The organism is Hymenobacter sp. HD11105 (genome assembly GCF_054051685.1).
Genome location: NZ_JBSWBR010000009.1, coordinates 28346 through 53647, shown reverse-complemented (window position 1 = coordinate 53647; position 25302 = coordinate 28346). Strand labels below are relative to the sequence as shown.

15 protein-coding genes and 1 pseudogene are annotated in these 25302 nt (G+C 59.3%); 5 read left to right on the top strand and 11 right to left on the bottom strand.

Annotated features, from left to right (window positions below):
* Positions 1-124 precede the first annotated feature (124 nt).
* From ACW9KT_RS19455 to ACW9KT_RS19435, 5 genes are all read right to left on the bottom strand, one after another.
* Positions 125-1951: a patatin-like phospholipase family protein gene (locus ACW9KT_RS19455; protein WP_457083500.1), complete on the bottom strand. Its 1827-nt coding sequence runs from the start codon at positions 1949-1951 to the stop codon at positions 125-127.
* 418 nt (positions 1952-2369) lie between these two features.
* Positions 2370-2498 (bottom strand): hypothetical protein, encoded by a 129-nt coding sequence (locus ACW9KT_RS19450; RefSeq protein WP_457083498.1) that lies wholly within the window; start codon positions 2496-2498, stop codon positions 2370-2372.
* A 722-nt stretch (positions 2499-3220) separates the two neighbouring features.
* Positions 3221-7657, bottom strand: coding sequence for a cache domain-containing protein (locus ACW9KT_RS19445; RefSeq protein ID WP_457083496.1), 4437 nt, complete (start codon positions 7655-7657; stop codon positions 3221-3223).
* Positions 7658-7732: 75 nt separating this feature from the next.
* Positions 7733-8050, bottom strand: coding sequence for a hypothetical protein (locus tag ACW9KT_RS19440; RefSeq protein WP_457083494.1), 318 nt, complete (start codon positions 8048-8050; stop codon positions 7733-7735).
* 1213 nt (positions 8051-9263) lie between these two features.
* Positions 9264-10481: a replication initiation protein gene (locus tag ACW9KT_RS19435; RefSeq protein ID WP_457083492.1), complete on the bottom strand. Its 1218-nt coding sequence runs from the start codon at positions 10479-10481 to the stop codon at positions 9264-9266.
* Positions 10482-12273: 1792 nt separating this feature from the next.
* Between ACW9KT_RS19435 and ACW9KT_RS19430 the strand changes: the two genes are divergently transcribed.
* Positions 12274-13491, top strand: coding sequence for a replication initiation protein (locus tag ACW9KT_RS19430; RefSeq protein ID WP_457083490.1), 1218 nt, complete (start codon positions 12274-12276; stop codon positions 13489-13491).
* Between the two features lie 177 nt (positions 13492-13668).
* On the opposite strand, the gene ACW9KT_RS19425 is transcribed toward ACW9KT_RS19430, so the two are convergent.
* The gene (locus tag ACW9KT_RS19425; protein WP_457083488.1) at positions 13669-13881 is read right to left on the bottom strand and encodes a hypothetical protein; all 213 of its coding nucleotides are present in this window, start codon (positions 13879-13881) and stop codon (positions 13669-13671) included.
* 366 nt (positions 13882-14247) lie between these two features.
* Between ACW9KT_RS19425 and ACW9KT_RS19420 the strand changes: the two genes are divergently transcribed.
* Together ACW9KT_RS19420 and ACW9KT_RS19415 are read left to right on the top strand one after the other, a co-directional pair.
* Positions 14248-15000, top strand: coding sequence for a ParA family protein (locus tag ACW9KT_RS19420; RefSeq protein ID WP_457083486.1), 753 nt, complete (start codon positions 14248-14250; stop codon positions 14998-15000).
* A 90-nt stretch (positions 15001-15090) separates the two neighbouring features.
* Complete coding sequence (locus tag ACW9KT_RS19415) at positions 15091-15402, top strand: hypothetical protein (RefSeq protein ID WP_457083484.1); 312 nt, start codon at positions 15091-15093, stop codon at positions 15400-15402.
* Positions 15403-15690: 288 nt separating this feature from the next.
* Here the strand turns inward: ACW9KT_RS19415 and ACW9KT_RS19410 are convergent, their stop codons facing one another.
* The 4 genes and pseudogenes from ACW9KT_RS19410 to ACW9KT_RS19395 all read right to left on the bottom strand — a co-directional run bounded on the left by ACW9KT_RS19410 (position 15691) and on the right by ACW9KT_RS19395 (position 20441).
* Positions 15691-15861, bottom strand: coding sequence for a hypothetical protein (locus ACW9KT_RS19410; protein ID WP_457083482.1), 171 nt, complete (start codon positions 15859-15861; stop codon positions 15691-15693).
* A 76-nt stretch (positions 15862-15937) separates the two neighbouring features.
* A complete protein-coding gene (gene traN, locus ACW9KT_RS19405; RefSeq protein ID WP_457083480.1) occupies positions 15938-16858 on the bottom strand; it encodes a conjugative transposon protein TraN in 921 nt (306 codons plus the stop codon).
* Positions 16855-17495 (bottom strand): annotated as a pseudogene (gene traM, locus ACW9KT_RS19400) (conjugative transposon protein TraM). Before traM ends, traN begins: the two are co-directional and overlap by 4 nt.
* Positions 17496-18941: 1446 nt before the next feature.
* Positions 18942-20441 (bottom strand): calcineurin-like phosphoesterase C-terminal domain-containing protein, encoded by a 1500-nt coding sequence (locus tag ACW9KT_RS19395; protein ID WP_457083478.1) that lies wholly within the window; start codon positions 20439-20441, stop codon positions 18942-18944.
* A 461-nt stretch (positions 20442-20902) separates the two neighbouring features.
* On the opposite strand from ACW9KT_RS19395, the gene ACW9KT_RS19390 reads away from it, so the two are divergent.
* Both ACW9KT_RS19390 and ACW9KT_RS19385 read left to right on the top strand, forming a co-directional pair.
* Positions 20903-22270: a hypothetical protein gene (locus ACW9KT_RS19390; RefSeq protein ID WP_457083476.1), complete on the top strand. Its 1368-nt coding sequence runs from the start codon at positions 20903-20905 to the stop codon at positions 22268-22270.
* A gap of 3 nt (positions 22271-22273) precedes the next feature.
* Positions 22274-23827, top strand: a complete 1554-nt coding sequence (locus ACW9KT_RS19385) for a DUF5691 domain-containing protein (RefSeq protein ID WP_457083475.1) — start codon at positions 22274-22276, stop codon at positions 23825-23827.
* A gap of 107 nt (positions 23828-23934) precedes the next feature.
* On the opposite strand, the gene ACW9KT_RS19380 is transcribed toward ACW9KT_RS19385, so the two are convergent.
* Positions 23935-25197, bottom strand: coding sequence for a M1 family aminopeptidase (locus tag ACW9KT_RS19380; protein ID WP_457083473.1), 1263 nt, complete (start codon positions 25195-25197; stop codon positions 23935-23937).
* Positions 25198-25302 lie beyond the last annotated feature (105 nt).

Below are 25302 nucleotides of genomic sequence, written 5' to 3'. Positions count from 1 at the left end.
CGGCATCAATCTGAAGACCATTCACTTGTCAGGTTAACAGTCAAGAGAATTGCAGCCCGTGCCTGCTTGTCTTGGCTGGTCACCAAACGCAAGCTGGTATGGACTTTTGAGCCGACACCTATCATTAATCTTCTAATAATTCTGCATCCTTCAGTTCGCGGTGAATAATCCCCATCGCGGTGGTATGCACTAGGTCGCGCAGCTTGCCCCGGACAAACATCGGGTACACCGCCTTGGCTGCCCACCACCCGTTGGGGATGAGATGACTCAGTTGCGCGGTCAGGGCCTCCACCCGTCGCCGGACTTGGCGGCTGAGCTGCTGGTACTCTGGCTGACTCATGCGAGCCGCTGCCCATTCGGGGGCTGGGACAGGCGCCACCGCCGGGCCCAACAGGGGCAGAATGGGCAGCTTTCCCGTAGGCTGGCCATTGGCATCCCGGACTTGCAGGTGCTGCTTGAGGGCGGGGGGCCACCGCTCAAATAGAGGGTTCATGTCGTCCAGGGTGAACCACCGCTGTAAAAACCGCTGGCAGTTGTAGCGTCCCAGCGCGTAGTCATGTTGCCGAAACCCTTTGTGAAGGAATCCGCCAAAGGCCTGCAGCGTGCCACACGCCAGCATCGGCGGGCTGGGCCGCCCCGCGCGCCCCGGCCCGCACTCGCGCAGCGGCGCAATGATGAAGCGGCTGTGCACGTCTAGGTCCAGGGCCCCGAGCAAGTCTTCGGCCCGGAAGCGGGATTGATTGAGCAAGGCGGCGAACAAGCGTGCGACTAGCGGGCCCAGTTCCTGCTGCAGTGCAGTAAAGTCCGTGGCCGAGTCGCTGGGGAACGGGTCAATCATGACCACAGCCCGTCGGGCGGTTTTGCCATCCGGGTCGTTGTGCTTGAGGCCCGATGGGTCGTTGGTAAGGGCCCGCCGGGCTAACTCCAGGGGCTCGTTGTTGGTCATGCCCCCGTCTACAAACAAGTAGTCGCCGCCCGCAGGGTGGAACTTTACGTCGGGTGCTCCGGCTCGATCCACATAAGGCGGCCGGGGTTGGGCACCGTACCAGCGCCGCTCGTAGTAGGGGTTGTCAAGCGTCATTATCCGGCTGAGCAAGGCCACGGGAAAGGCGCCAGTGGACAGTGCCGCCTTACCAAGCTGATCCCAGGCCCGGGCGCCCGCCGCGCCCCCGTTCGCGCTTGGCAACTCGAAGAGTGCGGGGTCAAAGGACGGGTCGGTAGGCGCTACTGCCGCCCGGGTAGGCGCCAGCAGGCGGAACTGCATACGGTCGGCGTGATCCGTGAAACGCTGGGCTGCCCCGCCGGTTTGGGTGACCTCGTAGGTGAGGCCGTTGAGGTTGGTGAGCGTCAAGAAGAAATCAAGTTGGTCCGAGGCCATCCATTTCGGCCAGCGTGCCTGGGCTGGGCGAATCAGGCACGTACGGGCAATCTCATCCAACACCTGGCAATTAAGTACGCTTTTCCACGCGTTGGGATGGCCTTTTTCCCCGGTCAGGTCGCTGGGGTCCAGCAGTGGGGCAATGTCAATGTCCTCGACCCACGCCTGGTAGAATTTCTCGGTCGAGCCTTCCAGGGCAGAAATAGCTGTCAGGACCGCGCACATGCCGCCGGCCGAGGCCCCAGCCATGGTTTTGAGGCGGACATCGTGCAAGGGTTGGGTCCTTGCCCCGGGGAAAACGGGGTAATCTTCCGCCGGCAGCACCTCGGCGAGCAGGGCCTGTTGCAGGCCGGCGTCATACCAGCTGTCCAGTGCTGTGAAGAGAAAGTCGACGATGCCTGCCGTGTAGGCACCCGCAGATACCGCTCCAGCCATCACTAGACCCAACTCAAAGGTGTGCGGGGCTGGGGGGGAGGCTTTAGAGACTTTATAAGCCTCAAAAATTTTTGAAGCGGCGGCGGCGGCGGCCGCAGGGGCTGTAGAGGTCTCGGCGGATGGGCTACTGGTTTCCATGAACAACGGATTTGAGGTGCCACTAAAAGACCAGGTTATGTGGATACCAAACCGGGCAGTATTTTGCCGCAAGCAATTATTAGCACACGCACTTAGGAATAGGAAAGCAAGGGCTGTGGCAATACTACTTTTTTTATATGGGGGCGGAATCAGTGCTAGCACTGAACAAACCAGCCAACTGTGAACTTATCACCCCACTGTACTCAAGTATCTGCAGCCGTTTACGGGTCACGAGCGATTATACTCACTATTATATAAGCTACGATAAGCCCAGCTTATCGTAGCTAAACTACCTGTTTTCATCTGTGCTATTCCGTGTTCCTCTCTCCGTTTTATTATGAGTGTTGTTAAACAAATAGGGGAGAAGCTCCAACTCGGAGCTTCTCCCCTATTTGTTTAACAACACTCCACTTACTCATTACCACTTACTAGCTGACAGATAGCCTAAGCGGTAGGCCCACAGGGTACAGGTGGGGGCGTAGTCCTGCGTGAAGCGGTAGCGGTTGTACGTGAACCAGGCGAAGCCCACCGGCACCAACCACGCCACTAGTACGCTGGTGGTTGGGACCGCCTACTGGATAACCAGATGCCGCCGCACCGCTGGCACCAGACAGACAACGGTTAGGCAAACCGCAAAGGGCAGCAGCCATGAGCGGCCACTACGTATTTCGTTTAGCCGGTACAAGGTAAAAGACTACCTCCTACAGGGTAGATAAATGGCCCTTTCGCGACTGTAGTGTGGATACCCACATTACCGAGTGAACTAAACTCGTGAAGGATTTAATTACCTCGCTTTCAACGCAGAATACTGAGCGCGCCATTGTCAAGTGCAACTTAATGCTGAGCAAGTCTGATCGTCTTTATAACACTCAAGTGCCTTAGCTCTTTGTACTGGCCGCACTGACCTAATCCCATGTAGTCTAATAACGACGACGTGACATAGGAACAGGTGTATGCCCCTTTCTGCTTATAAGGGTGTTATTAAACAAATAGGGGCACGGCGAACAAGACCGCCAGCTGCGGCAGATACTGGCTACGATGGTGACCCAAGCCAATGCCCGCCGCCGCATGCGTGGGCGCGGCCCGTGCTAGTTACAGGCTTCCAAACAACTAACTCAGGACGGTGGCGGCAAGTAACATGCCCAAAGGTACGACTTAAGACACTATACGGTTACTTTTGATTGACTACCTAGACCACCTCATTCTTACCCTGAAACTAGCTTGTTATGCCCTTTTTAAGGCTCTGCTATATCCACTCAGTTATCAGCTTTAGGACGGTGGCTGACCCAAATTGGTAAAAGAGGAGTAACCGATGAAGCGGGCCAGCAGGGGCACGATGGCCCCGATGGCCGCCAAAAAGGCCTGAGTTTCGTTCAGGGCGCTGCGCTGGGTAACGAATATGAAGCACGCCGCCGCCGACAAGAGCACAAACAGTGGCAGACTACGGCTAGCCCAAGCCCCCGACATTCGGGCCTCCTGAGCGGTTTCTTCTTCAATACGCACCGCTTGCGCCCGCGTGAGGCCGGTAAGCAGGTAGTTGCGAAAGCTCTCACTTACGAGGCGCAGCTTGGTGTCATACACAAGTAGTCCTTTTTGCAGTAAAGTGTCGATTAAAATTGTATCGCTGGCATTCACCAAGCCGTCGCGAGCCAAGTCATAAAGCAGAAAATGCTCGGGCGGGGTAAGCATTTCCCAGAGTCGGTGGAACTGAAATTGCGCCCGCTGCTGAATGCTTAGCACAATTTCGTCTTCCGTTAACCTGCGCCTGCGCTCGTAGCCATCCAGCAGCAGTTGCTCCAAATCTGCTTCCAGCGACCTGAGGAAAGGAAGTGCATCGCATTCCACTTGCAGAAACCAGCGAAGGGCTAAGTAGTGCTGGTAGAATGGATCAGTAGGACCTTTATGGTATTCTTTTTTGGCTAGTTCCAGCTTGTCTTCAAACGCTGTCTTTTTTTTAAGCAATTCTGCTTTCCTAGTCTTCTCGTGCTCATCTTCCGCAATTGTTTTTTGCGGAAGATGAGGGTGGGTTGCCTCAGGTTGGCTCTCCTCTTCTGGCCACTCTGGCCACGACGAGCTGTGGGAAAGCGGACGCTGCCGCCGGCCCGGCCGTATCAGCACCTGGAAGCGGGCCAGCGCATCGACCAGGGCATCTCCCGCCTGCCAGATAGGCTTGTGCGTGTCTTTGTCGGTACACAGTTCGCGCGCGTGACCGCAGTCGCCAAACATTTCAGGCGGAATGCGCGAGATAATCAGAATGCGCTTGCCACTCAGCATCAATTGGTTGATGAGCGCTATTTTCTGCTTTGTGATGTCGATGTTGCGCACCTGATATTCGAAATGTTCCAGGGCCACGGCATTTAGAGCTTCATTCGGCCGGGTGTTTTTCCGGCTCTGCTCCTGCCACCATTTAGTCAGGAAATTGGTGACGGTAGTGGTACCATCCAGCGTGCGGCAATCCAGCCGCGCTACTTCATCGGGCAAGGCCCCACGGTAGGTGCTGGTTCGGGTGGGGCAAAGAAGAAACTGGTACCGGTCCGCCTCTTCCCCGAGGCAGTTCTTATTATGTTGCACCGCGTGGCGCACCAGTAGTTTCAGGGGCAGCAGGACGAGGGCGAAAATACGGCGCGTGAGGGCCAGCAGCAACGCGTAAAGGCTAAACAAGGCCAGCGCCAGCACCAGGGGCCATTTGCCATAAGCCGTCACCTGTCGCGCCCAACTATCCTCGGCCCCGTCCGACTCGGCGGGGGGGCGCCAGTACCAAAGCGGCACCGTCGAGGTGAGGCTATCAAGCCGACCGGTGGGTTGGCGAAAAGTGGTGCTCATTTGCAGGGCTGAGCCGGGAGCAGACCGCACGTGCCAGCTGGTATGGCGGATGGGTGCATCCGGCACATCGGGCGTGCCGGGGCCCGGGTCCTCGCTGGTGGCCAGCACCAGCCGGGCAGTCTCAGCTTGATCATCAAAGGCCGGATGCACCGCCAGAATCAGCTGCCGGAAGTTCCGCTCCGCCGTCGTAATTTGTTGGTCGGGCGGCCCGGGTGTGGATTGGGAGGGCGAGGCTTCGTGGTAGCTGGTTTTGAGAAAAGCCGGGTAGTAGGCGCGGGCGAAGGCCATATCGAACTGGGCCAGCTTCTGGTTGTCGAAAATTTTTTTCTGGGCCTTGGCGGTCAGGGTGCGCTTAAGCTGCAAATGCGCAAACCGCACCTCAATTTCCCGCTCAGCGCGGTAGGCCACGAAATAACACGAGAGCGCCGGCGCGATGCTCAGCAGCAGTACCCAGCCAAGTACCCACGCCGCAAACGGGTACTGAAACCGCTGCCGCACCTTGGGTGGAGTCGAAATTGTGCCCCCGGCCGCGGGGGGCACAAGGAGTGGCAGTGGCACTTCCCGTTGCCGTAGGGCTGCTGCGGTCCACTGCGTGCCCACGGCGAGGGCCGGCACCACTTGGCAGGCCAGGAAGGGCCACCAGAACAGCTCGTTGCCGAGCCAGTACCACGCCGCGAAATTAACAATCAGCAGGCTGACCACCGTACACAGTTTCATGTTGCGCAGCAGGGACGTGTGCTCGTCGCTACTCAAGCGAAGGGCATGAAAGTCGAAGCCAAAACCGTAGATAGGCAACACCAGCAGCAGGGCCAACTCCGTGAGCGGGGCCGTGCGCTGGGCCGCCACTAGCAAGGTAAGCAGCAAGATGGCCTGCATAACAAGCATTTTCCAGTATTGCCCCTCACGTTCGGCGCGGGGCCACAGGCGGTTAAAGGTTTGCTTGAAGAAAAGCAGGCTGTGCCGCCGGGGTCGGGAGAGCACTGTAATTCCGCCGAGCAGCAAGCCTACCCCCGCCAGCCCTAGCAGCAGCAGCACCGCCATTGTCAGCGTTTGCATCTGGCGGGCCTGCCCGGCCTGCTCGTTGGCTAGGGTCACCACAAACAAGGGCCAACCGTGCAGGGGACGTAGGTAGAAGTGGTAGGCGCGGCCCTGATACTGGATGTGGCCCGCCGCTGACCGCCGGGCAAACATGGACGCCCGCAGCCCGCCGGGTGGCTCAGCATCAGCGAACAAATTTTCGCTCAGACTGAGCAGCGAATCGGAATGAAACTGCACTTCGCCCCGCCCATCAATTAGACAGAAGCTGTAGTCGGGCGGCAGCACGGGCTGGGTCAGACTGCGCAGGGCCGTGGCGTAGGTCCGCACTTTCGGCTGACGGTCCAGGGCTAGCCCCTTCAACGTATCGGTCGGGGGGTTGGCTTGGGCCACCAGCGGGAACTTGCCACCAACCCGCCCAAACGTGAACACCGAGGCCAGCACAAACGTGTCATTGTTTTCTTCGAGTTGCCAGCCCCGGCGCTGCACAATGTCCTGGAAGTAGTTCCGCTCGCTCAGGTTGGGTAGAAACTTCGAGCTATCGTGCGCTACTTTGGCCACCACGTTACCGGCCGAATCAAGCCACAGCATCCGGTCGCCAGTTTGCCAGGGGCGGCGTTGGGGGCTTTGGGTTAAATTCAGGGAATTTGGGCGCAACTTGGTGTAAGCGGGCAGGTAAGGGGCAGGAAATTCCTTTTTTTCAACAATCGGCGTTTTATCTGTCGTTGCTCTTAGTTCCTGCGTCACCGTATCCATCGCCTGGCTAATGCCCGACAGTTCCTGGCTCACTTTAGTCTCTACGCTGTCAGCGAGTTGGCGCAGTTGGGTTTCCATCAGAGGCCCTTCCACGTTGTCGCGGACGATGGGCGAAAGCAGCACCACCATAAGTGCCGCCAGCCCAATAACCAGCGACGCGACGCACCAGTACACATCGCGCGAATCCAAGCTTTCGCGGGGGCTCATCAGCAGCACCTTCAGGAAGGGCAGCGCCAGCATCCCGGCCAAGATAACTATCAGCGTCAACTCTAGCCAGCCACTGGGCAAGGCCCACTGTTCGGCCCGGAACTGCTCGGCTGGTACAGCACCGCACAATAGCCATGTGGTTTGGCCCTTGAGGCGGACCGGCTCTACAAAAAGCTTATAGGGTCGTCCTTCGATGGTGAAATCAACCAGCCGGGTTACTTGAATACCCGTCGAATCGCGCCACCACCGCGCCGTGCCTTTTCCCCCGTCCTGCACCCCGGCCGGGGCTGGAAAGGTGCTGTAATACACCTGGTCGAATACCAGCCCGGCCTGGGCCGCCGACTTCGGCCCCAAAATAAGGAAATGCTCGAACACATCGGGCCGCAACAGGCCCCGCACGAACTCTTCCATTTCCAGCCAGCTCCTCACGCGCAACACGGGCAACGTCGCGTCAGCGAAATCAGCGGAAATGAGCAGCCGTTGCGTGGCCGAATCCCACCCGATGGCAGGAGGGGCCGCGTCGGTCGTGGTTGAGGAAAACGCCTCGCTCTTCGCAAAATGCGGGTAGTTCAGGCCTTGGCGGTTCCACCGGCGCCGCAGCGTATCCTCAACCGCACTATACTCCGTATCAGCCCCGTCCTTCGTCAACTTCAGCTTCTCATAGCGGATTTCCCGCATCATGGTTTCGCTGCGCTTGTAGCTGATCTGGACTTTGCTCAGCATGTTTTCTCCTATCCGGGCCATTACCCGGAAGTAGCGGGCGCGCAGATATGCCTCGCGCTGTGGCAGGTACGTGAGCACGTAGTAGGCCACGCCCAGGGCCATAAAAACCGCTAGCAGGAGCGTACCTACATGCGAGCGAAGAGCGATGAGTGACTTCCCCATACTATTGCTTAAGAAAGGAGTGAACAAGTGAGGGAAAGCCGCAGTCTGGCGTCACGACCGGGCTACCACCTGACCTTAGCTTTGCCGAGCGCCCTTCGCCATATACTCTGGCCGGCCACAGGGCCATTCCAGGTCATCGGCCGCGGGCGGCGGGTACAGCGAGGCCACCACGATGCGTACCCGCTCCGCCCGGCTGCTGGTGAAATCGCTCTGCCGGAATTTGGTGAGTTGGGCCGTAAAATTCAGCGCCTTATCGAATAGCGAGGGCTTGTCATAAAACCAGGCGTTGGCGGGCAAGGCCACCCGGGGGCTCTGGTGCTGGTTGTCGTTTTTGAAGCTGCGCTCAAAGGGCTTCATGCTGGGGTGGCAGAGCAAATCAACATTGAGTTCCATGGCTTGAACCATCTAACAGCTTGAAATTCTATTGGCTTGATTATAGCGTGTTGAAGCGGGCAATGCATCAGTGTCAGCACTGAAATAGCAACCGGAAGTGATGAATAGTAGGCCTTGGGGATCCCCTCCCCCCTCGCCTACGAAAAGAGCCTGGGGTGGCTGAGATGAGCATAAGCCCGCTATTTTTAGGAACGGCACGTTGGATTCCTATAGCTCTTGAGCTACTCCGTCCGTACGGGGAACAGGAGAAGAACCGTCCCCTGTCGGTTACTAGCCAATGTTGGCTGGTTGACCAGTGGAAGAGAGCAGATCTGCAATTTCTTCAAATTAAGACGAATGCGGAATATGCTTGCTGGCCACTTTAGCAAAGCTGGTTACTAACTAGGGAGTGTGCCCTATTATTTATCGTATACAAGCACAAAAAACACCCTACAGTGAATATGAGAGTACATTTTAGCACAAATGCTAATATAAACCTTATACCAAAATAGACTTTTAAGAACACTGGTGCTTTCCCCTGGAAAGGGTGAAATTTTTTTAAGTACAAGACTCTGAAAAATTATATACTATGCTAACCCTAAGCTTGGTGTCGAATCCCAAGCCAGCTTTATAAGCTCCTAGCTAGCCTATTGCCCGCAGCCGCTAAGCACGAAAATCATTGCTGCTAAAAGCACCCACTGCCATAAAGCTATCTGTCGTGGTTTTGGTAATAGGTGCGCCCAGTCATACTATTGATCAAAGCAGAATTTTATCCGTCTTTTAAGGCCTTAGAATCACCTTCCTCGGGTACTTTGCTTCAGGACGCAAGTACCTACCCCTTATTACACCGGCGCATAGTGTCCAGCGCCCTTCGTACTTTGAGTGCTTAGCTAGCTTAGGGTATCCAGCTAGCTGCAGATGAAGCGGTTATCACTCTACTTCTGGCAGCGGAAGATTGTTTTTCATTTTACTCCATTCTACCCTCGCCCTCCTCGGTAAGGTGCTAGCCTCAGCAACTCAAACTCTTGCTCTACAGAGCGTTGTACGCGCCTGCTATTACGAAACCCACGATCATCTATTACGAAAACCACGAGAGCCCAGGGCGCCTGCGCCCCAGTCCTACCAATCTTGGGCACGCGTACGGTGGTCAGGCGGGATCGTCACCCTGCCAAGGAGCCTACCACGATCCTCCGAGATTACTCCGCGGCGCCCGGCCACCCTCCCCTGCCAGGACCTAATGCTTTACGACCCACTGGACGCCCTGGACATCCGTTTCGACGACAAAGCCCTGGCTCAGGTAAACTTGGTCGAAGTGCTCCTCGAAGGTGGGGGCCGCGGTGAGCTTTTTGCGCACCATGGTTTGGTAAATGGCGGGCAGCTCGTCCCGGCGGTAGCGGATAGCCGCCGACGCCTGGACGGGCTTTGGCTGGGCTTTGCCGGTCCGCCGCCGCTGTCCTTCCTGGTATTCGGCCACCAGGTGCCCTTTAGTGATGGCTGTGAACACGGAACCAGCCAAGCTTTTGATCTTGCCCCCTCGCTCCCGCTCCCGCTGCGTTTGCACCACGAACTGCACGTAGCCCGGCTCCACTTCGCCCCGGCGGATGAGCTCGCCAATCACCCCGATACTGGGGGTGGCTACCCCCGCCTGCTGCAGGGCGTCCTCCCAGGCGCTAGGCGCAGCGGCCGCCAGCAGGGTTTCGCCTTCCTCGGCGGCGGCCAGGGAGTTGAAGCGGAAGCGGATCTCGGCCACCCCCTTGCCCTCCCGGATCAGGTCATACTCGAAGGGTAGGTCGGTTTTGGCCAGCTCGAACTGGGCCCGGTCCAGGACCCGCAGCCGGAACAGCGGGAACTGCTTGTACTGCCCCTCCAGGTTCAGCAGGGCCTTGAGCTCATCCACGCGGATGGTGCGCTTGCCGAAGGCGCTGTACTCCTTCAGCAGCCAGTAGATCCTATACGAGTGCGGGCTTTTGAGCTTGAGCAGCTGGACCACCTGGGCCTTGGTGAAATTGCGCTGCAGCTGCAGCAGGTAGGGCATGACCTCATCATTGAAGCGCACGTGCAGGGCCCCTTCCTCCCCCCGGTACTTGGCGTAGGCCATCAGGGGAATCTTGTCGAAGTCCGGGTCCGAGCCCCGGCGCGCGCTTTTGCGTTGGGGATTGGGCCGCTCAATGTGCAGAATGCGGCTCACCAGCTGACTGCACATGCCGGCCACCTGCTGGTAATCCCGGCTGCTGGGCCGCCGCCCCGATAAGGCGACCACCTCGGTCAGGGGAATGCGCATTTCCCGAAACTCACTGTCGTCGCGCCCAATCCGCGAGAGCATAGCCATGAACAGCCGCATTTCGACCGTGGACAGGTCAAAGCGGGCGTTGACCAGCGCATTGTGCTGGACGACGATCTTACTGACGGGGGCGGCGGGCGGGGTAGGGGCGTCGAACAGACTGGTTTGCATGGGCTAGGAGGCTTGGAACGGGTAAGTTCGAGAATGGCCGCAACTATTACAAGCTTTAGGGTTTGTAATAGATTCTCGATCCCGACCGCCGGCGTGCTTTCTCCCCCGCCGGCGTGCTTTTGGTAATAGGAGTTCGTGCTTTTCGTAATAGGGTTCGTGCTTCTGGTAATAGGGCTTCGTGGTTTTGGTAATAGCAGCCCTCGGTTTTCGCGTGGTTTTGGTAATAGGTCTGTCGTGGTTTTGGTAATAGACACTCGTGGTTTTGGTAATAGATGCTCGTGGTTTTGGTAATACTTACCCCTCGCAACACTTAGACAATCAACAAGTTATAACCCCTATAAACCTATTAAACGTATTAATAGAAGGAAACAACGGTTTTAAACCAGGTCGCTTTTCTTAAAAATTAGCTTTTAGGGGGTGGGATAAGCCCCCACCAGGGGGAGCGGAAAGGGGCTGGGGAAGAAGGGGGGCGGGCCGCGTCGTCGTGGTTTTGGTAATAGGTAGCCTTCCCCCTCTTGTCCCTGGAACGCCTGATAAGGGCCCTGAACGCCGTGAATCATCGGTTTGGGGGCCGAATCCGGCAGGCGCGTGCGCTGGTCCCCCCGCCCGGAGGCCAGGACGCCTGGCCGATCTATTACCAAAACCACGACACGCCAGCCGCCCCCTCCTAGGGAAAGCTGCTGGGCTACGGGGGCCGGAGGGCATTATCCTGCGCAATCTATTACCAAAACCACGACAACACGGCCCGGGGATTGGTACCCGCCGTATCTTACGGTCAGCGCAGCGCAGGCTGAGCGCAGGTTGGGGCTGGGCCTCGCGTGCTTTTGGTAATAGTTGGTCAGCCCAAACAAGCCTAGCCGCCCCAGGGCTCATTTGTTGCCCCTCCCCTCCCCTATCGCCCTGGACCGCAACGGAGCCTGCCTCCTTGGGGCAGCTGCTTTAGTTGAATGGGTAAAGCCCCACCAGGGAGCGGCAGGTCTAGCGGCGAGGCACTTAGCGCTTTCGTTGGCTGGTACTTAAGGGTAGAGGAACCGGATAGGCACTAGCAGCAGCGTACCCTGTAACGGCAGACCGGGAATTCAATTAATCAGGGCTTAGGCCGATGAATATACACTCAACCCCACCCCTCCGGCCCCAGCAATCACTCTTTTATGAGGGGCAATAGGGCATTGATCCCATTCCTCCGCCTATTACCAAAAGCACGAAGGTACGCAGCGGGCTAACCAGGGATTCGTATTCCGGTACTTCGTGCTTTTGGTAATAGGGGCATTGATTAGGAGCTATGGTGGGTTGCCATTCGTGCTTTTGGTAATAGGAGTTAACGGCAACCATTTATCTGATTGCCTTCCTTTACGATAGAAGGCGCTGGAATTAAACTCATTATGCGTTTCATACTAGTCGAATAGGTATTACCAAAAGCACGAAATCCAGGCTGCCGCTTTGGTGATCCTCCTTGCTTATACCTTGTGTCCCCTGGCCAGCTCGTCGGTGACCAGTTAATTTCAAAAATACGCCACTTAAGCGGTCATTTTTCTTCTTTATACCAGTAGCCTGGTCTTTCGGATCAGGCAAAAATCTGCTTATCAGCGGCATACGAACTGTATCTATTACCAAAAGCACGAAGTCCCGGCTACCCCTAGCTGGCGCACCTATTACCAAAAGCACGAAACCTCCCAGAGCAGCAGCACGAAGCCAGTCCGCCCCCCCTATTACAGAAAGCACGAAAGGCTATTACCGCGATTTTATTTGTAATACTTTGGCTTTTGTTGCCCGCCGCTGATCTGCCACCGCTATGCAAGGAGACCTGTTCGCCCCCGAGACCGCCGAATCCAGCAGCAAGCTGGTCGTCCAGCGCAATGACCTGGTCAATGCCCGCTTTGCCCTGACTACCCTGGAGATGCGCCTGTTCATGGCCATGCTGGCCCGCATCAACCGGGAGGATACGGAGTTTCACGAGCTGCGCATTCCCGTCACGGAGGTCGTGGCCGTGTCCGGCCGGCGGCCCAGCAGCAACGACTACCAGCAGCTCAAGGATATGTGCGCCCTGCTGGCCTCGCGGGTGCTGTATATTGAGCGGCCCAGCAAGAAGAAGCGGGCGGGCAAAGGATTGGAGGAGGCGCCCTCCTTCTCCAACACCCCGCTCATGGCCTACGCCGACTACAGCAGCGAGGAGCGCGCCCTGGTCGTGCGCTTCAACGACCGGGTGCGGGAGCACCTGCTGCAGCTCAACGACGGCAACTTCACCCAGGCCCAGCTCATGCAGCTGCTCAAGCTTAAGAGCGCCCACTCCTACCGCATCTACTGGCTGCTGAAGCAGTACGGCAGCTTCGGCACCCGCACGATTCGCCTGGACGAGCTCAAGCGGGTGCTGGACCTGGAAGGCCAGTATAAGCAGTTTCCCCTCTTTAAGCTCCGCGTGCTGGACCGGGCCCGGCACGAGCTGTCGCAGACCAATCTGGCCTTTGAGTACGACCTGCTCCGCGGCCAAGGCAACCGGGTGGAGGAGATTCGCTTCCGCTTCGCGCCCGTCACCAGTGAGGTGCTGCTACCCTCGCTGCCGGCAACCACGGAGTGGCAGAAAGCCCTGCTGGAGGCCGGCGTCTCGGCCAGCAGCATTGCCACGATCGGGGAACTCATTGACCAGGGCGCGGTGGAGCCCGCCTACGTGCAGTTTGTGGTGCAGCAGCAGCGCGGCAAAAGCAACCAGGGCAAAATCAAGAGCCTGGCGGGGGCTGTCTTTACCGCCATCACCAAGGGCCACCTGATGGAGGAGTACCACCAGGCCCTGCGGCAGCGGCAGAAGCCGGCCGCGCGCAGGCCCGCGGCAAGCCTGGCGCCCGTAATTCGCTACCGCCTGCAGGAGGCCCGCGCAGCCTTCGAACTGATGCAGCGCAAGCAGACGGCCAAGGGCGCCACCTTCGCCGAACATCTCGACCTGGTGTATTTCTCCCAGGGCTTCCGCCAGGAGCAGGACAGCCAGGGAGTGGACTGGCTGGTGAAGGAGCAATAGCCCTCTCCTACCCTTTTCGTTCGTATTCCAGCGCAAGCCGTCCCCCCCGGCTGAGCTGGGCGGTACAACCAAAGCAAGTCTTACTCGCCGGGGTACGCCTAGCGCGCCGCTAGCCCCTGGTTCTGGGCACGCCGGGAAGTATTCCTCTTGCCACGGGTTGCCTTGTTCGTACTGTGTCTACACAATCATTACAATCATTACAATCATTACAATCATTACAATCATTACAATCATTACAATCATTACAATCATTACAATCATTACAATCATTACAATCATTACAATCATTACAATCATGCTTATCTTGACAATAGTTAGTGAGGGGCGCCAGGTGGCCGCGGGGGAAAGGTTGGCAGTGCCGGGAAGCAGCGGCCCCGTCAGCGCTGGCATTCACGGCTGCCCAGCCAAACGGCCAACAGCTGATCCTAGCCGCTATAGCCCAACGCCGCCGGTAGGCAGGAACCAGGAGCGGGCAGCTACGAAGGCGTTCGCCCGCTCCTGGTTCAGTCAAGGCACCCCGGTATCTCTGGTCGTCCCCGGACGTCGGGCCCCGTGCCGCAGGGTTATCAAACGGCCCCTGGTTACCGGTCTAACGGCGCTGTTTAGCGCAGAAGCCTAACATAACCGCATGTTGATTTTCAAGACTGACTAGTTTATCAAGATAATCTATATGATATAGACAAGCTAGTTTGTCAATCATCTCTTGTTAATCTGGTTTATATAGACCTTCTTTACCCGATATACAATCAAGAACCTATGGAAATTTACACGTTCGCGTTACGCAAGGGGGGCACGGGCAAGAGTACTTCGGCTTGGGCAGTGGGTCATTGCATGGCCCAGGCAGGCCATCGGGTGCTCCTCGTGGATGCCGACAGCCAGGCGAACCTTACGCGTTGCCTGCCCGCCGTGGCCCCCGCTAAAAACCTGTCGCAGGTGATTGACCACAAGGCTACGCTGCTCGAGGTGATGCAGCCCGTGGGCCCCAACCTGTGGCTGGTGGCGGCGGATGAATCGTTGGTGGTGGCCGAGAAGGGCCTCGGGGCGGACTTAGCTTATCCGCTGCTCTTCAAGAAGGCCCTCAAAAACCTGGCGGCGCATATCGACTACGTGCTGATCGATAGTCCGCCCAGCCCCAATTCCCCCTTGACGGTGGCGGCCCTGACCGCGTCCTCGAAAGTGTATGTGCCGGCCCAGCCCGAGCTCTTCAGCTTCGATGGGGTGAATAGCCTGCTGGAGCTGGTCGCGAAAATTCAGGACAGCTATAACCCGGAGTTGGAAGTAGGGGGCATCTTTCTCACCAAGTATGCGGCTACCTACCGTAAGGGCCTCCACCACCAGTTCGTCAAGCGGATGCGGGACCAGTTTGGCGCCTTGGTCATGCAAGCCACTATCCGGGATAACGTGGCGATCCCCGAAGCGCAGGTGCAGCGGCGGTCCCTGCACGAAACCGCGCCCAGTTCCAATGCGCTCATGGATTACGAGGCCCTGACCCAGGAAATGCTTGCTTGATAATCAATTTAATCTTGTTAATATTGATTATCAATTTCATCTTGATAATCAATATTAACAAGATTATCAATACCATAAAGACTGACCAGAATGGCCTCCAAACCCAAACTCGACCTCGACCAGCTGTTGCCCGCCAACCCCGACGATTTCTTGTTGAAGCCCAAAGCGACTAAGGCACCCGCCGCTGCCCCAAGCGTAGTGCCCGAAGCGGAAACTGCCAAGATCAAGTTCTCGAATCAGCTACCCCTGGATACGTGGCGTCAGCTGCACCAGTATTCTTTCTGGGAGCGGAAGGACCTGGCGACGGTAATCGACCAGGCGCTGCTGGCCTACTTCGCCCAGCATCCCGAGTCCCAGCGCGAACTGCCCGCGGAGGAGAAGAAGCGGCGGAAGCTGCCCTGAGCTGCTAGCTACCTTTACTGCCCCTGAATCTTTAAGTAGGCGGTAGGAGGGAGGCCGGCTGGTGACGGTAAACTTTCTGCCTGATTACAGGGCAGAAAGTTTGCTTTGTAGCATTAACAAGTGAAATTGTATCCGATGATAGGCCTGCTGTATGTGCTGTAGCCGTTACTTGCGGAAGCGAACCCCAAACCCCTTCTGCAGGATATAACAGCCCAGGTAGCTCAGCACGAAGGAGCCAGCCGTGATACTAGCAAACACCAGCGGGTCAAAAGTGGAAAGCATGGGCGCTTAATGGTACCCCTCCTCTTCGTCGGAGTAACGCCGCTTCGGGTGGAATTTGCTGTAAATAGCAAAGATGCCCAACACGATTCCACAATTCACTGCGAACTGTCCCCAGTTGGGGCCGTAGGGGCTGTAGAGGAAAATGGCCAGGGCGAGGAAAAACAGAAACTTTCTCATCGGTGCCGGTAGACAGGGAGCGATACCTAAACATACGCATTTGGTGGCAGATGATCGCACGTAGTACCGAGCAATGCTACCGCGTGGCCACCGTTGCTGGCGAGGCGGGGAGTACCCGGGCCCGCAAAATATCCTGGTTGGTGATCTTCAGTGCTAAATGACGGCCCCCGCCCTTCTCGAATAATTCGATAATCAGCACCTTGTCGTCGGGAATGGTGAACTTAGGAGTCACGTACACCCGCTCCAATTGCTTCTGCCCTGGTATCGCGCTCAACTGGCCGTTGTAGACGTAGCGCGGGGTTAATTCCGATTCCTGCATGGCCGTGCGCTTGACCAGCTTCTTGTCGCGCACGATGAATTTGAGAAAGTCAATATCATAGCCGATGTTCGACTTATTACGCAGCATTAGCTGGAAGTAGAACAGATCATCGGCCGTATAGAGGCCGTGCAGCCCTAGCATAATATCATCCTTGGCCATGCGGCGCCGACGTAGCGTCTGCTTTTGGCTGCTTACCTCGGCCGACATCGCTTCCACGGAGTGCCGCGAGCCCGCCGCCCGGCTGGCCAGCGCGACAGCCGCCCCGCCGGTACCATTGCCCGCCGCTCCCGCGAAGTTGAGGTTAATGATTTTGGGGTCTTTTTCATAATCCACCAGAAACGAGTAAAGCTTCCCCTCCGAGGTGAGTACCGTCATGTTGGTCTGGGCGAAGTCGGCCGTGTTGGCTTTGACTTTGACAATGTTTTCCGCGCCCTGGGCTTTGTTGGCAATGATGCTGCCACTACCCAGATCCACGTAGGTGACGGCCGTCGGGAAGATCAGGTGGGTGGTTTTCTGGAAACCCACGCCCAGATGATAGGAGGCAATCAGGTGCTGGGACTCAATAGCCAGATACATCAGCGGCTTTTGCTGGGCGGCGGCAGGTTTTTGCTGGGCTACGGCCATAGTAGACGAGCCGAGAAGAGCGAACAGGCCGAGGGAAACAAGGGACTTTCTCATTCGTGCAGCAGTAGTTTATAGTTCGCTTTCAAGTTGATTTTGACTTGTCTGATTTTCTTGCTGGATAAGGCCTTACCCGTTTGGATGGCGATGCCGGCCGCCTGCGCCCCCAGGCTGGGCGACATGGTGAGCAGATCAGCACTACTGGCGCCCGCCGCCAGGCCCTGTTTGGCCGCGTCCCGCTCCACGGAGCCGGGAATATTCAGCCCTTCGCCGCCGTCCAGATCGTAGGCTGACAGGCTGATGGGACCAAATTGTTCTTGTGCTGAATCGAGCGGATGGCAACGGTGAGTCGCTGCCCACTCAGGCCGCACACCCCATACACCACGGTGTTTTGGGGAATAACTCGCCCCGCGAGCTGCACATCCGCGAGCAGCCGCAGCTTCACCGTTTGCCCTGGCACGACCACCTGATCGGAATGCACGACGGCGGGCACGGCATTTACCGTGGCCGCTGAGCTCGGGTGAGCACTGCTGCCCCCCAGGCTATGGAAGCTATTGCCCTGGGTGGGGTACTGAGAGGTGTTATCCAGCCGATTGACGACCAAGGCCGGGGCCGCCGCTACAACTGACGGCTTCGGGCCGGCTTTGGGGGCGGGTGCATTGGGGGCCGGCGCGGCGGTTGTGAGTTCGTTCATCGCCTGCAAGCGCTGCTCGTATTCGCGCTTGAGTTCCCCTAGCTCGCGTAAGCTTTGGTCCATCTGCTCGTCTTGGGAGGAGGAGCCGTGCGCAACCGTGACAGCTGTGGACGCGCGGCTGTAGCCACTGCCGGCCGCTGGTTGCGGCGTGGTAGTTTGCTGCTGGAGTTGCTGCATCCGGCTCCGCACCGCCGTAACGTTCGGGTCGTTGTTGGGATTATAGCGCTGAGCGGACTGCCCCAGCTGCACGGCGTAATTCAAGCCATAGGGCGGGGTGGCCTTCCCCAGCGCCGCTTCTTCACCCACCGGCTGGAATTCCAGGCTCTGGCGGCTGCTGTCCAGCGGCGCTTTCGCAGCCTCTAGCTTATCCTCGAATAGCGTGCTAGGGCCAGCTGAAGGCAGCGACAGGTCGAGGCCATTAACTCCCGATCCAGTCTCGGCCGCGGCAGAAGGTACGCCCCGGCCCCCACCGGCCAGGTAGAAAAGCAGAGTGAGGCAGAGTAGGGTGGGCAGGGGAATAAAGACCAGCAACTGGCGCTGTTTGATAAACTCCTGCGTCATTTGGGGAGGGGTTGCCATAACGGGAGGAGTTTAGCGGCGCTCGGTGCGCAGGTCGATATTTTCCACGGCCCGCCACCGCTCCATCAGGAAGCCGTGGGGGTTGTTCAGAGAGCGCGACACATCGCGCAGGTAGCACTCCGATACCATCCGGCGCGTCGTGCTTTAGGTTATCCAGCTGATTGCCTGAATAACTACTCACCTACATGACTATTCAAGTACCTGATTGCCTAGTTAAGTAGTTGACTGAATACATAGGTAGTTAGGCAGTTACAGGCTTACCTAACTACATGATTACCTATCTACATGCTTACATAACTACATGCTTACCTAACTACATAGTTAAATATTCACGTAATTATTCGAATACATGAATATAAAGTAGGCTTTAGAAGTTTCTCTTCCGCTTATTCAGTAGTTCTCGAATAGGATTTTTTCCTGTCCCTTGTCCCAGTTCTTTTTCCCTTGATTAACCCCTTACCATTACTCAGCAAGCCATGTCTTTGTAGCCACAAACCCTACGGGTAAAGGGCCCCAAAGACAACCGGAGAAATGTAACGCCAGCTATTTCCTCTGGTCTTGCCCCCAGCGCCTGGCCTTCTTTCCAGGTAGAGGCCGGCGTAGCCGTCGGCTCCCAGTAGGAGAGGGTCAACAAGTCAGGGTCAGCAAGAAAAGCACCTCTTCGTTTCTGGTCCTACTTGTTGAACCCCGGTGGTGGGTGTTTTGGTAGCAGGCAGTAGGAGAGGGGCAAGGGGTCTGAATCCGATGACTTTCTGAGCTAGTAGCTTCCCCTGCTCCGGGCCGGCCCCCTGCTGAGGGGGCCGGTAGTGGCGGACCCAGCGCAGGCCCGCCCCCAAGACCGACAGCCAGCGTGACAGGGGGTACGCCTCAGACGGTTATTGTCTCGACATACACCCGCCCGAACCGGTCGGTGACCTCAATGCGAATTTCCTTCGCGCCCGCCGATGGGCGAGCAAAAAACAGGTGGTCCGTCAGCGAGGGCTCGACCATCTTGTGCTTGGCGGGCAGCTGCGTCCCGCCGTAGAGCTGCACCGACAAGGGGTCGAGGCCCAGCTGCTGCTGCATGTCGCCCTGGCGGATACCATTCTCGAACCAGACTACCTGCCATTGCGGGTCCCAGTTCCAGACATTGGCCACGATCTCCCCGGGCCGCTCGGGCACGCTGCCTGTGGGGTAGACGCGCAGCTGGTGCTGGCGGTCGTAGCCGATCGACTTGTAGTACCACTGCAGCTGGCCACAGCTCACCTCGTACACGCCGTAGCCGTTGGGCGTGCCGTCGATGCAGATGGGGCCCGTCCACCAGGCCCCGCACACCGCCCCGTGGGTGTGCTCCGTGGTGTTCTCGTGGAACACCTTCTCGCACACGTGGTTGTGGCCCGACAGGATGTGGGCGGTGAAGGGGCGGAGCAGGCGGTAGAGTTCGGCCCGGTTGGCGACCACGCCGTCCAAGGATTCGTGCTTGAGCTGGTTGCGCCGCTGCTCGCCGCTGTCCACTGGGATATGCAAGGCCACCACCACGGTGCTGCCCGCCGGCACGTGGCGCAGGTCTTGCTCCAGCCACTGCAGCTGCTTTTCGGTGAGGTAGCCGATGTACTTTTGCGGCGGGCCGATAAAGAACACGTCGTCGAGCACCACGTAGTGCACCTGGCCGCGGTTGAAGGAGTAGTAGGTCGGCCCGAACAGGCTTTTAAACATCTGGGCTGAGCCCTCGTCCGCCCGGGCGGTGAAATTCAGATCGTGGTTGCCCAGGACCTGAAAGAAGGGAATGCCCGAAATTTCTACGGCTTTTTTATAATCCTCGAACAACTCGAACTCGTCCCATACTAGGTCGCCGCAGCCGATGGCGAAGGTGTGTTGATTATACTGGGCCGCCAGCGCTTGCAGGTCCGGCGCCGAGGTAGACAGTAGTTCCTGGCATTCTGCTTTGGTTTTCATCTGCGGGTCGGCCCACACGATGAAGGTGTGCTGGGTGTCGTCGCCAGCCAGCGGTTGCAGGGCAAAGTCGGCCGTGAGCTTGGCCGCGCCAGGCTTCAGGGGCTGATAGAAGCGCGCTACGCCCTTCTGGTGCGGAATAGCGTAGCCGCGCGGCAGGGAGATGTACACGAATTCGGCCGTGGCGTTGCTTTCCAAGGTGTATTTGCCGGCTTTGTCAGTGAGCACGACGTTGTAGCCATCCGTGACGGCCACCCCCGCCAGGCCACGCCCGTGCTCGTGCACCTTGCCCTTAATGACCAGCGGGGCCAGGCTGCGCTTTGGCGGGGAAGGCTGGGGCGGCTGGTTTTCGGCGGCCCACACGGCTGGGGCCAGGGGCAGGCTAACGCCCACGCCGACCAGGCCTAGGCGCTGCAGGAATGTTCTTCTAACCATGGCCTAGACTTCTGTTTGGTGGCAGGAAAGCAAGCCGATAGAACAGAACAAACTGTCGTTTCGGGCAGGAGAGGGTCCTCTGACTGAAGGTAACGAAAACGCTTCATTTACCCAACCAAGGGAGGGGTGAAGTCACCGCGTCTCTGTCTACCCGGACCAGCTTCTTCTGTTTTCTGAACGAGCCCTGGCCAGCAATAACGGCCCATAACGCCGCTCTTCTCGGATTATATTTACCCTTTTACAAGCGGGAGTGAGTAATGCATACCCCGTAATCACATTAGTAGATAACAAAGCGCTTATCCGAAAAGGGCTGGCGCCAAACGCTTATAGCTCAGGCCGGGCAGGACTGAGTTATTATTCCCGTTTTTCTGTTCAGGTGCCCCAATTAATAGCTGTCAAGCGGGAACGCCGGAGTTCTTTTGCGTGGCGGAATGCGTACTTTCAACTTGCGGACCCGTCTCATGGCCGCAAATGCCCGCATGCGCTGGACCGAAGAACAGGTGCTCGACCTCATTGTCTTTCGCCCCGACCAGGAGCGCATGCTGGAGCTAGCCGCGCCCGGCTGCTGGTCAGCGCTCGGGCAGGCGGATTCCCTGGGCTGGGGCCGGGGGCAGCAGGGGGAGGAAAGCTGGCAGGCCGGCCTCGACTTTACCGATTCCAAAACCCGGTTTGCCTGCTCCTGCCCCGACAGCTTTCCCCACTGCGTGCACAGCGTAGCGCTGTTGCTGCTGTGGGTGCGCATGCCCCAGCAGTTTCCTGTCGCCCCACGGCCGGCGGCGGTCCGCTGGTGGGCGGCGGCGCGGGCCGTGGACGCAGCTTGGCAAGGAGCCCCTACCTGGTACGTGTACTACCACCAAGCCCAGCACGCCCTGGAAGAACCCGAGGAGCCCCTGCTGCTCCAGCGGCAGCAGCAGGGGGCCACGGCCCTCGCCCGCTGGTTGCGGGCGTTGATAGGCGAGGGCCTGGTGCACGCTCGATATCTCTTCCGGTCCCTGTGGCAAAACCAAGTGGCCGCCCTGCTCGAGCACGACTTGCCCGGCCTGGCCATCGCCCTGCGCCGCCTGGAGAAGCTGCGCCACGCCGGGGAGCCAGCGCAGGGCCCGCTGCTGGCCGCCCTGGGCGAGCTCTACCTGCTGACTCAGGCCTTCCGCCAGCGCGCTGAGCTGCCGGCCCTTTTGCAGCAGGACGTGCGTCAACTGGCCGGCTACGACCAACTGGCGCGGGAGTCGGTGCTGGCCCTGGAGCCGGCCGTGCCCGATACGTGGGTGATGCTCGCCCAGCGCACCTGGCAAGAAACCCGCTTCAGCCCCTGGCATCACCGCCGCACCTGGTTCTGGGGCCCGCAGAGCGGCCGCTACGCGCTGGTGGTGAAGCGGTATTTCAACTACCCGGAGCCCTCCACCACCTTTCAGGCCCAGGGGCAGTATGCGGGCAACCTGCACTTCTACCCCAGCGCCTACCCCTTGCGGGCAGTCCCCGGGAACGAGGGAACCTTCCTGCCCCCGCAGCCGGCGCACCTCCCCGGGGGTATCTCGCCCCAGCAGCTTACCCAAGGCTACGCCGCGGCCCTGGCGCAGCAGCCCTGGCTGCCCGAGTGGCCCGTCACGCTGACCCGCGTGGTGCCCGTACTCACGGCCCCCGACCAGTTGCAGCTCTACCATCCGGGCGAGCAGGTCCTGGTGCCGGTGCGGGGCGCAGACCACGAAGAGTGGCAGCTGCTGGCCACCGGGGGCGGGGCGGCTATCACCGTCTTTGGGGAGTGGAATGGCCACGCCCTGCTGCCCCTGGCCTCCTGGGCCAGTACTCCGCCCCCCGTTACCCCCCGTTGAGCTATGACTGCTTCGTCACCTCCTGCTGCCTGGGTCCACCTGCTGCGGATCGCGCAAGCCGGCACCCGTCACAGCCCCGTCCCGCTGCCGGCCGGGCCCGCGCCCGTATCGGCTACAACTTCCCGCGAGCACCAGGCGCTAATCCTGGCGGGCCTGCTGGCCCGCGAGCAGAAGAGTAGCGGGCAAGCGGTTCAGGGCGCGGGCACCGGGCCCGCGCCCTGTCCGCCCGAAACGCAGCCGGCCCTGGGGCCCCTGGGCGAGCACGTGTTGGAGCTCATGCTGCAAGGACACTACTCCGCTTACCTGCACAGTTTCTACGCGGCCCTGGCCGCGCGCGGGCTGCGAGTGCCGCATCGCTTGCTGGCGGCCGTGCTGGAGGAAGCCACCAAAGACCCGCACCACTTACCCTACGAGGACCTGCCCGACGTGCTGGGGCAGCGCGGCCAGTGGCTGGCCCGCCTGCATCCGGCGTGGCGGCCGCTGGTCGCTATCCGGGACGAAGACACCTGGGTTCACGGCACCGGGGACCAGCGGCGCCGCTTTCTGCGGGCACTGCGCCGGGTCGATCCCGCCCAGGCCCGCGCCCGTCTAGCCGCAGCCCTGCCCCTGGCAGATCCCGAGGAGCAGCATTATTTTCTCGCTGATTTGTATTGGCAAGTGGAACGGGCCGATGAGCCGCTGCTCACCCCCTGCCTGGCTTCTCCGAACCGGGAGGTTCGGCAAACGGCGGCTCGGCTGCTGGCCTCGCTGCCGGGCAGCGCGCTGGGCGAGCAGCTCTGGATCTGGGCCCAGCCCTTGCTCACCCTCACCCCGCACCCCAGCCAGGGCCTGGCCTTGACCGTCACCCTGCCCGCGGGCTGGCCGCCCGAGTGGGAGCAAGCAGGCTTGGAGCCGGCCGGTTTTCATTTCTCCAGTCAACCAGCCGGCTGGGTAGGTCAACTACTGGAACTGATCCCGCCCCAGCGCTGGACAGAGCACTGGCAGCTGCCGCCGCTACGAGTGCTGGAACTGGCCGCGGCCACCCCGCTGAGCCCCGACCTAGGCTGGGCCTGGGCCAGGGCCACGTACTGGCACCGGGACGAAGCGTGGGGGGCAGCCTTTATGCTTGCCAAGCTCATGCTCCCGCAGGTCGCGCAGTGGTCCACGCTGGCGTGGGGCTGCGTGCCGCCCGACCAGGTAGCGGATTTGGTGCTGCCCTATATTCCGGCCGACGCCCGCCTGAGCGACACCCCAGCCCCCTGGCAGGAGGTGTTGCTCAACAGCCGCCCACCCTGGTCCGCGCCGGTCTTGCAGCGGGTGCTGCGGCTGCTGGAAGATACGCTGATGGAGGCCGCCCCGGGCCGGGCCTGGGACGCATCTAAAACGATCCGCCTGCTGCTATTTAACTTGGTAGAGGTGGTGGACGAGGCGCACTACGAAGAACTGGAGCGGCGCTTTCAGGCCTTGCTCGACGCGCAGCACGACCACGCGGATCGCCTCCGCAGTGGCGTTAAATGGCTCCGGTTCCTGCGCCTACGTCAGCGGGCGCTCAGCGAGCCGCCCGCGCCCGCTGAATGAATGCGCTACTGTCCGCCTCCTACTGGGTCGCGGACACTGCTTGGAATTAGGAATGGTTATGGCCGCCCACCAGGGCGCGGAGGGCGTGGTACGCGACGGATTCACTGCTAGCGGCTCAGTTCGGTGGTCAACCACTGGCGCGTGTCCGGCCCACTCACTTGGGCGACAACGGCCAAAAAACCGGCCGTCGTGCTCACCTTCCCGGCGGCGGTCAGGGCTAGGATAGCATCCATTTTTTCCGTCCCCACCCGCCTGTGTAAGGCAGCCAGGATGACCGTTCCCTTGTCGTAGACCACACGCCGGAATAATGCATACGGGGCGTTCGCTGGGTCAAATCCAATGATGGCCGGCGTGTTTGCCGCCGACGCCACGCGCTTGGCCAATTCGGCCTGATAGCCCGTCGAATCGCCGCTGGCCTGTAAATACAGCAAGCTGGAATACGTGGCAAAGGCTTCGTTGAGCCACTCGCTCTCGTCGTGCACCGACCCGTAGCCCCACCACTTGTGGCTGATCTCGTGGGCGAGCGTGAGCAAATCCCCCCGCTGGGCCACGTCGAAGTCCGCATAGGTGATGACCGTGGCGTTGTCCAGCAGGGCAAAGGCATCGCGGTTGGTCCCGGGTAGAAAGATCGTAAACCGCTGGATGCGGTCCTGGGCCCCCAAGGAGCGGTTATAAAACCCAATAATGGCCTCGGCCCGCTGTAGCAGGAGCGTATCACGACCCAGTAAAGGCGATTCGACCTTCAGCACCTCAATGCGAGGTTTTTTAGCAGAAGTCAACTGCTGAAACCGAGTGGCTATTAGCGCCGTCAGCTCGATGGCGCTGGTGGTCCCGCGAAAGGTTGACCGCCCCCCACGTTGGTGCTTGGCCGGCGAGGTGCTGCGGACCTGGTAGGCGGGCGGCGCGCTGACGGCCAGGGTGTAGGTAACTAACTCATATTCCTGGCCGGGCCTGAAAGGCAGCCAGTTGGAGTGCCCACTCAAGACCATTACCTGGTCCGTGGCCAGGCCTTTCTCCAGTGTACCCGCGTAGGTGAAGCTGACCGTGCGCTCCTGGCGCAGCGCAGCGGGAAACCGCACCTCCACCTGCTGCATGGTATCGGCAAAGTAGGGGTAGAAGTGGCGCAGGACGCGCTGGGTAAGGGCGTGGGGACTGGCCAGGTGCTGCAGCGGGAACTGCCGGTTCAGGTTTAGCCGCACGAGTGAGGTCGTATCCGAAGCCGGTAAGCGAAAGGTATACTGACACGTAAACGAATGCGTGCTCGGCTCGACGAGTAGGTGTAGCTGCACAATGGGTATGGCAAAGCTGCTGGGCAAGCCGAAGAACAAGAGGAAAAGGAGGGGTAAAAAGCGCGTGAGGGAGCGGGGCATGCACGGGGGAGGTTGGAGGTGCCGAATACCCGCGCAAGATGGGGTAGGCTAGCGGAATTCAAACCAACCCAGCGCTTTACCAGCTGGAAATGGTCGTTTATAGCA

Bases quoted from the DNA above. Each gene is read 5' to 3' on its own strand.
- ACW9KT_RS19455 (WP_457083500.1), bottom strand. From the start codon at position 1,951: ATGGAAACCAGTAGCCCATCCGCCGAGACCTCTACAGCCCCTGCGGCC.
- ACW9KT_RS19445 (WP_457083496.1), bottom strand. From the start codon at position 7,657: ATGGGGAAGTCACTCATCGCTCTTCGCTCGCATGTAGGTACGCTCCTG.
- ACW9KT_RS19440 (WP_457083494.1), bottom strand. From the start codon at position 8,050: ATGGAACTCAATGTTGATTTGCTCTGCCACCCCAGCATGAAGCCCTTT.
- ACW9KT_RS19435 (WP_457083492.1), bottom strand. From the start codon at position 10,481: ATGCAAACCAGTCTGTTCGACGCCCCTACCCCGCCCGCCGCCCCCGTC.
- ACW9KT_RS19430 (WP_457083490.1), top strand. From the start codon at position 12,274: ATGCAAGGAGACCTGTTCGCCCCCGAGACCGCCGAATCCAGCAGCAAG.
- ACW9KT_RS19425 (WP_457083488.1), bottom strand. From the start codon at position 13,881: ATGCCAGCGCTGACGGGGCCGCTGCTTCCCGGCACTGCCAACCTTTCC.
- ACW9KT_RS19420 (WP_457083486.1), top strand. From the start codon at position 14,248: ATGGAAATTTACACGTTCGCGTTACGCAAGGGGGGCACGGGCAAGAGT.
- ACW9KT_RS19415 (WP_457083484.1), top strand. From the start codon at position 15,091: ATGGCCTCCAAACCCAAACTCGACCTCGACCAGCTGTTGCCCGCCAAC.
- ACW9KT_RS19410 (WP_457083482.1), bottom strand. From the start codon at position 15,861: ATGAGAAAGTTTCTGTTTTTCCTCGCCCTGGCCATTTTCCTCTACAGC.
- traN (WP_457083480.1), bottom strand. From the start codon at position 16,858: ATGAGAAAGTCCCTTGTTTCCCTCGGCCTGTTCGCTCTTCTCGGCTCG.
- ACW9KT_RS19395 (WP_457083478.1), bottom strand. From the start codon at position 20,441: ATGGTTAGAAGAACATTCCTGCAGCGCCTAGGCCTGGTCGGCGTGGGC.
- ACW9KT_RS19390 (WP_457083476.1), top strand. From the start codon at position 20,903: ATGGCCGCAAATGCCCGCATGCGCTGGACCGAAGAACAGGTGCTCGAC.
- ACW9KT_RS19385 (WP_457083475.1), top strand. From the start codon at position 22,274: ATGACTGCTTCGTCACCTCCTGCTGCCTGGGTCCACCTGCTGCGGATC.
- ACW9KT_RS19380 (WP_457083473.1), bottom strand. From the start codon at position 25,197: ATGCCCCGCTCCCTCACGCGCTTTTTACCCCTCCTTTTCCTCTTGTTC.